Here is a 5,235-nt window from a genome sequence, read left to right as displayed (position 1 = left end):
CTTCTTTAAGCGTATCAAGCATTTTCGTCGCGTCGCCACTCGATATGACAAACTCGCCCACAGCTACCTCACCTTTGTCTCCATCGTGTCTGCCTTCGGGCCGCTCTTAAATGTGAGCAGGACCTAGAACGGCATCCGTTGCACGATGCACGTCGACCGGATTGGCTTCCAGGCTCAGCTTCGAACGGTCTGCGGCCAACGTCTCTACTTCGTCGAGCAAGACGATCGTTGGACCGGTCATCGCCGCTTCTGCAATGGACTGTGAAAAGAGGTCGGCCACCGCCCGCTGCGTTTTGCCCATCGCGGAGCTGGTCAGACCGTGCGGGTCGACCTCAAGCAGTCGGAGCTTGACTCCCTTGAAAACCTTTGCAACTTGACTGGCGAGACCCTTTGCAAGTGAAGTTTTCCCGGTGCCAGGAGGCCCGACCAGCAGAATCACCTCGTGCATCGGAATAACACTACGGTCCACTTTGGCGCGAACCGTAAAGTTCGCTATTGCCTGAGCAAGAAGCTGCTCCTTATCGCTTTCATCCATCACAATCGAATCCCAAAGCGCGGATAAATCGGCGTCAGGTAAAGCGAATATGCGATGAATGCCCTTCGGCAGTGGTGTATCGGACGTCCCTCTGGTCATGCCGTTCTCTCAATTATTGATATACGACTAAGGCGGCGCAGCGTATGGTTTGCGGCGGCGCAACTCGGATTCGGTCTGTTTCGAAGTAGGCAAGGCCATGGAATAAGCAGCTATGGCCGCACGTCTCCCCGCGTGCCATTACAAGGAATGGCCGAAGAACGGGACTTATCCAGGTAGCCTTCAGACGTATTACGCACCATATATTATATAGTGTGCTTTTCCGGAACACAACAACTATATGTTGTGCAAAAACCATCCGTTTGTCGGAGACATCGCTCATACGGAGACAAGGTCGCACAAAATTTAGAGAATCAGCTCTAATTATTGGCGAAGAACTATTTTATTTTTGAGGAGCGCACGCTGGTCTGTGTAAAGCATATCGCCATTTGGCGGCCGTCGCCGAGTATCCGCATCATTTTTTTACTTCTCGCCTGCCTTGGCTCAACGCGGCATCGAATAAAAGATTGATGCTCGTTTGGCGACTGAAGTTGAGGTCGAAGCCAATCAGCGATTCTCTCCGGGCCCTTTCGAAAGGACGGTCTTCCAAACCCGTCGTAGCCAATCTCTTCGCTCGCTCCATTTGCCAGGTTGACATCACTTTTAAAGATCTGGGAGCGGTGCAATTCATGGCCTTAGGGCCTCAATACAGCCCGCGAGCGCGGTTTACATTGAACGACGAAGGGTCGCACGTCGGCCAAAAACTGTAGCTTTTTTATTTTCTGGCATGTTTCCCTTTCTATTGAATGTTTGCCGGTCGCCTCTGTAGACTCGGCGGCATCTATCACAGGGGGCCCCATGTTCAGGGACACTTTTCTCGACGAAGACTGCGTGCTGACAACGGAGGATGTCCGCACGCTCATTGACTCGCGCAACGCGTACGACTACCCGCGCGCATTCATGGAGTTGTCCAGCCAGCCTACAGATTTTCCTCTTGCGAAAGATGCGTGGGCGCGCCCTGTTCAACCCAACGGAGCCATCACGGACTTCGCGCTTGATGAATATCACCGGCGCCTGCTGAACGACACTTCGCCGGTGAACAACCTGCTGGGCACAACTTCCGTAATCTATTGGGGCTTCTATACGTGGAGCCCGGCCATCGCAAAAATCCGCGCGCGGCGGCATCTCCTCGGTTATAGGTCAAAGCCAGGTACTCGCCCGGAGGTGATAGCAGAAGCGCTTGCGGCAGTGGATTGCGCTGTGGATATGGGTCAGGGCTCATCCGAATATCGCGTCCCGGTGGGCTTCCTTGTCTTGCCTTCGCTTGCCATGCTTCAAATCTCCCGTTACAGCCAAGATCCGAAGTCTCCTACATTTCCGGGGCGGTTCACTTTGGCTTTGAACGCCGCTGAGTGTGTGCGTCGGCTTCTCTTCGTCATTCCTCGGTTCCTTTGCCTGCATTATCGCTGGCTCAGGCCCCGGCCGCTCCACTTATCCGACTGTCCGATTTCGCGCGGCCACCTCTGCTGCGTCATGGCGCGCAACGTCTTTCACTCTGTTGCCGCTTTTGCCACGGTCGCTGCGAGTCGCACCCGTACCACTAAGAAGCTTTTCAGAAGCTTTTCAGAAGCTTTTCGAAGGTCGCGAAAACTGCCTTGGCGTCCTTCAGAACAATGATGATTGACGGGTTGGGAAGTGTATTTCAAAAGTATGCGGCCCCATGCATTAAGATTGGGCCGACCTTTTATCGGTACGCCGCAAGTGAGCAGCTTAAAGGACACCCGGCGATTAATAATTGCTTCGAGCAAATGGTATCGATACTATTCAAAGTTGTCAGTCCGCACTTACCCTCGATGTGGAAATGCGACACCAGCGACGTGAAGATAATCGTTTTCCCTAGAGCGCCACAAATTTCTGGTAGCACTTGGTGAGCATAATTTCGTGAAATGAGCTCATTTTTTAGTGATTAAGCCTCGAAAAAAATAAAACTGCGATGATAATTTCGATCAGCATGGCGTCATTGTGGAAAACGTTTTTTCTCGCCTTGGAACCAGCCGGCATGGTCGCGGAGACACGGAATGCTTTTCGATAGCATCGCTACCATTACCATGGGCGCACCACCCAACGGAGATGTCCAATGAAGAAAAATACGCCTCCCCTGAACGCTCGTTTCATTCGTGCGCTTCTCGGTACCACCGTGCTGATCGCAGCGGTGGACGCGTCAGCGCAAAGCTCTGTCACGCTGTACGGAGCAGTCGATGATGCGGTCGCTTATGTCAATAATCAGAAAGGCAGCTCGAACGTCTATATGCGTCAGGGCAACTTGGCTGCGTCGAAGTGGGGTCTCACAGGCGTCGAGGATTTGGGTGGCGGCCTCGCTGCGATATTCGATTTGCAAGCAGGGTTCGATCTGAACACCGGGGCATCGTCGTCAAGCGGTCTGCTCTTTAATCGTCAAGCATATGTTGGTTTGCGCAGTACTACTTATGGCCAAGTCACAGTGGGCCGCCAGTACACGCCATATCTTCTTTTCGTTGGTCCGCTCACATCGAGTTGGGCTTTGACCGGCGCAACTGGAGCGCACCCTGGCGATATTGATGGTCTCGACACAACGATCCGAATCAACAATTCGGTGACGTACAACTCGCCCACTATTGCAGGCCTTCAGGCCAGCGCGATGTACGCGCTCGGAGGTCAAACAGGCAGGACGGGCAAAGGACAGACCTTCAGTGGCGCGTTGCGCTACACGTACGGCCCGTTGGCTCTCGCCGCCGGTTACCTGCAAATGGACAATGCCAGCACAAATGTGACGTCCGCCACTCCGACGCCGAACTTCGATTCAGCGTCGACGGCCTCATTCGGCGTCTCAGCCCTGAACCAAGGTTATGCATCTGCACGGAGCGTCCGGCATGCGGCACTGGTCGGCAACTACACGTTTGGCAGCGCGACAGTCGGCCTGAACTACACAAACGTAAGGTATCTGCCTGGCGCGCATTCGATCCACGCCTTCACCGACACAGCCGTCTTCAATACCTATGCCGCGACTGGCAGCTATCGGTTTACCCCGGGGTTCGATGTAGCGGCAGGCTATAGCTATACGCTGGCATCACAGGCGAACGGCGTTGACCATGCTGCTCGTTACCAGCAAATTTCGTTGAAACAAGCCTATCACCTATCGAAACGTACAACGCTCTATGCCATCCAGGCTTATCAGCACGCGAGCGGAAGCACACTGAATGCAGGCGGCGCAATTGTTAGTGCAGCTCCGTCCGTGGGCGACTCGCAAAACGCGACTCCATCATCAACGCGTAATCAATTCGTCGGCATGTTCGGCATGACCGTCCTCTTCTAAATACGGCATACGAATTGTGTTGTTACAAGGATTGAAAGTTAATTTCGTTGCATACGCATACGCACAAACATAAGACTGAATGGGGGATGGTAGCGATACCATCCCCGACTTAAGAAGGAGATAAGTCCATGCTTTCTAACACGTCGATCGGCAAAGTTGCTTCCGGACGGTACCGGTGGACCATCTGCGCGATGATGTTTTTCGCGACAACGATCAACTATATGGATCGGCAGATGCTCGGTCTGCTTGCACCGCTTCTGCAAAAGGACATCGGTTCGGACTCAAGTGCAGTACGCACAGACGGTAATGATCTTCACAGTGACTTATGCGACCGACCTAGCGGTGTTCGGACGTATAGCCGACAAGATTGCCGAAAAAGGCGTGTACGGCACCGCAATGGCGTTGTGGAGCGTCGCGGCGATGCTTCATGCGTTCCCACTGTGCCAGGGTTTGCGGCAGCGCGGGGGTTACTTGGTTTTTCCGAAGCATCTAACTTTCCCGTTGCGATCCGCACGACGGCTCTTTGGTTCCCAAAAGAGGAGCGCGCACTTGCCACAAGCATCTGGAACATGGGCGCTACCGTCGGGGGCCTCGTGGCACCGGCGTTTGTACCTTTCGTTGCGGTGATGTGGGGCTGGCGCGCAGCGTTCGTCGTTGGCGGGGCAGCCGGTTTCATCTGGCTCGTGTTCTGGATGGTGATGTATCGTCCCGCAAAATCGCACCCTCGGGTATCGGAAGAAGAGTTGAACTACATCAACGCGGACCTGGGCGATACGGTGCAAGAAGATAAGAAGGTTGGGTGGTTGTCGGTGCTCCGCTACCGTGAGACATGGGCCTTCATGGTTGGTAAGTTTATGACCGACCCGATCTGGTGGTTCTACTACCTATTCTGGCTGCCAAAGTGGTTGAACGAGTCGAATCACATCGATATCCAGCACATGGGACTGCCACTTATGGTGATCTACGGTATGTCTTGCATCGGCAGCGTGGCAGCAGGCTGGATGTCATCGCGGTTGATGGCGCGCACGCAGCGCGCGAACTTCGCACGCAAGGCAACTATGCTCGTTTGCGCACTGTGCGTGATGCCGATCGCTCTCGTGTCGCAATTCCAGTCGCTATGGTTTGCCGTATTCACCGTTGGCCTCGCTGCTGCCGCACACCAAGTGCTGGTCCGCAAACCTGGTCACGCTAGGTCCTGTTCACATTTAAGAGCGGCCCGAAGGCAGACACGATGGAGACAAAGGTGAGGTAGCTGTGGGCGAGTTTGTCATATCGAGTGGCGACGCGACGAAAATGCTTGATACGCTTAAAG

Annotated in this window: 4 protein-coding genes and 2 pseudogenes; 4 read left to right on the top strand and 2 right to left on the bottom strand. The window is 54.1% G+C overall.

The features are described 5' to 3' along the window. A pseudogene (locus BVER_RS33040) lies at window positions 1-127 on the top strand (IS5/IS1182 family transposase); the annotation flags it as partial. Here the strand turns inward: BVER_RS33040 and BVER_RS27710 are convergent. After that, window positions 107-634, bottom strand: a complete 528-nt coding sequence (locus tag BVER_RS27710) for an AAA family ATPase (RefSeq protein ID WP_232316872.1) — start codon at window positions 632-634, stop codon at window positions 107-109. The pseudogene BVER_RS33040 and the gene BVER_RS27710 sit on opposite strands and share 21 nt — an antisense overlap. Before the next feature lie 795 nt (window positions 635-1,429). Here BVER_RS27710 and BVER_RS27700 point away from each other — a divergent pair. From BVER_RS27700 to BVER_RS27685, 3 genes are all read left to right on the top strand, one after another. Then, window positions 1,430-2,248: a hypothetical protein gene (locus BVER_RS27700; RefSeq protein WP_050455984.1), complete on the top strand. Its 819-nt coding sequence runs from the start codon at window positions 1,430-1,432 to the stop codon at window positions 2,246-2,248. Window positions 2,249-2,708: 460 nt separating this feature from the next. Then, window positions 2,709-3,923: a porin gene (locus BVER_RS27690; protein WP_050455982.1), complete on the top strand. Its 1,215-nt coding sequence runs from the start codon at window positions 2,709-2,711 to the stop codon at window positions 3,921-3,923. Window positions 3,924-4,051: 128 nt separating this feature from the next. Further along, a complete protein-coding gene (locus BVER_RS27685) occupies window positions 4,052-5,170 on the top strand; it encodes an MFS transporter (RefSeq protein ID WP_370444284.1) in 1,119 nt (372 codons plus the stop codon). On the opposite strand, the pseudogene BVER_RS33035 reads toward BVER_RS27685, so the two are convergent. After that, a pseudogene (locus tag BVER_RS33035) lies at window positions 5,112-5,235 on the bottom strand (IS5/IS1182 family transposase); the annotation flags it as partial. The gene BVER_RS27685 and the pseudogene BVER_RS33035 sit on opposite strands and share 59 nt — an antisense overlap.

It is taken from the genome of Candidatus Burkholderia verschuerenii (assembly GCF_001189365.1).
GTDB classification, from domain to species: Bacteria; Pseudomonadota; Gammaproteobacteria; order Burkholderiales; family Burkholderiaceae; genus Caballeronia; species Caballeronia verschuerenii.
This window is presented reverse-complemented; position numbering and strand designations above follow the sequence as displayed.

Bases quoted from the DNA above. Each gene is read 5' to 3' on its own strand.
- BVER_RS27690 (WP_050455982.1), top strand. From the start codon at position 2,709: ATGAAGAAAAATACGCCTCCCCTGAACGCTCGTTTCATTCGTGCGCTT.
- BVER_RS27685 (WP_370444284.1), top strand. From the start codon at position 4,052: ATGCTTTCTAACACGTCGATCGGCAAAGTTGCTTCCGGACGGTACCGG.
- BVER_RS27710 (WP_232316872.1), bottom strand. From the start codon at position 634: ATGACCAGAGGGACGTCCGATACACCACTGCCGAAGGGCATTCATCGC.
- BVER_RS27700 (WP_050455984.1), top strand. From the start codon at position 1,430: ATGTTCAGGGACACTTTTCTCGACGAAGACTGCGTGCTGACAACGGAG.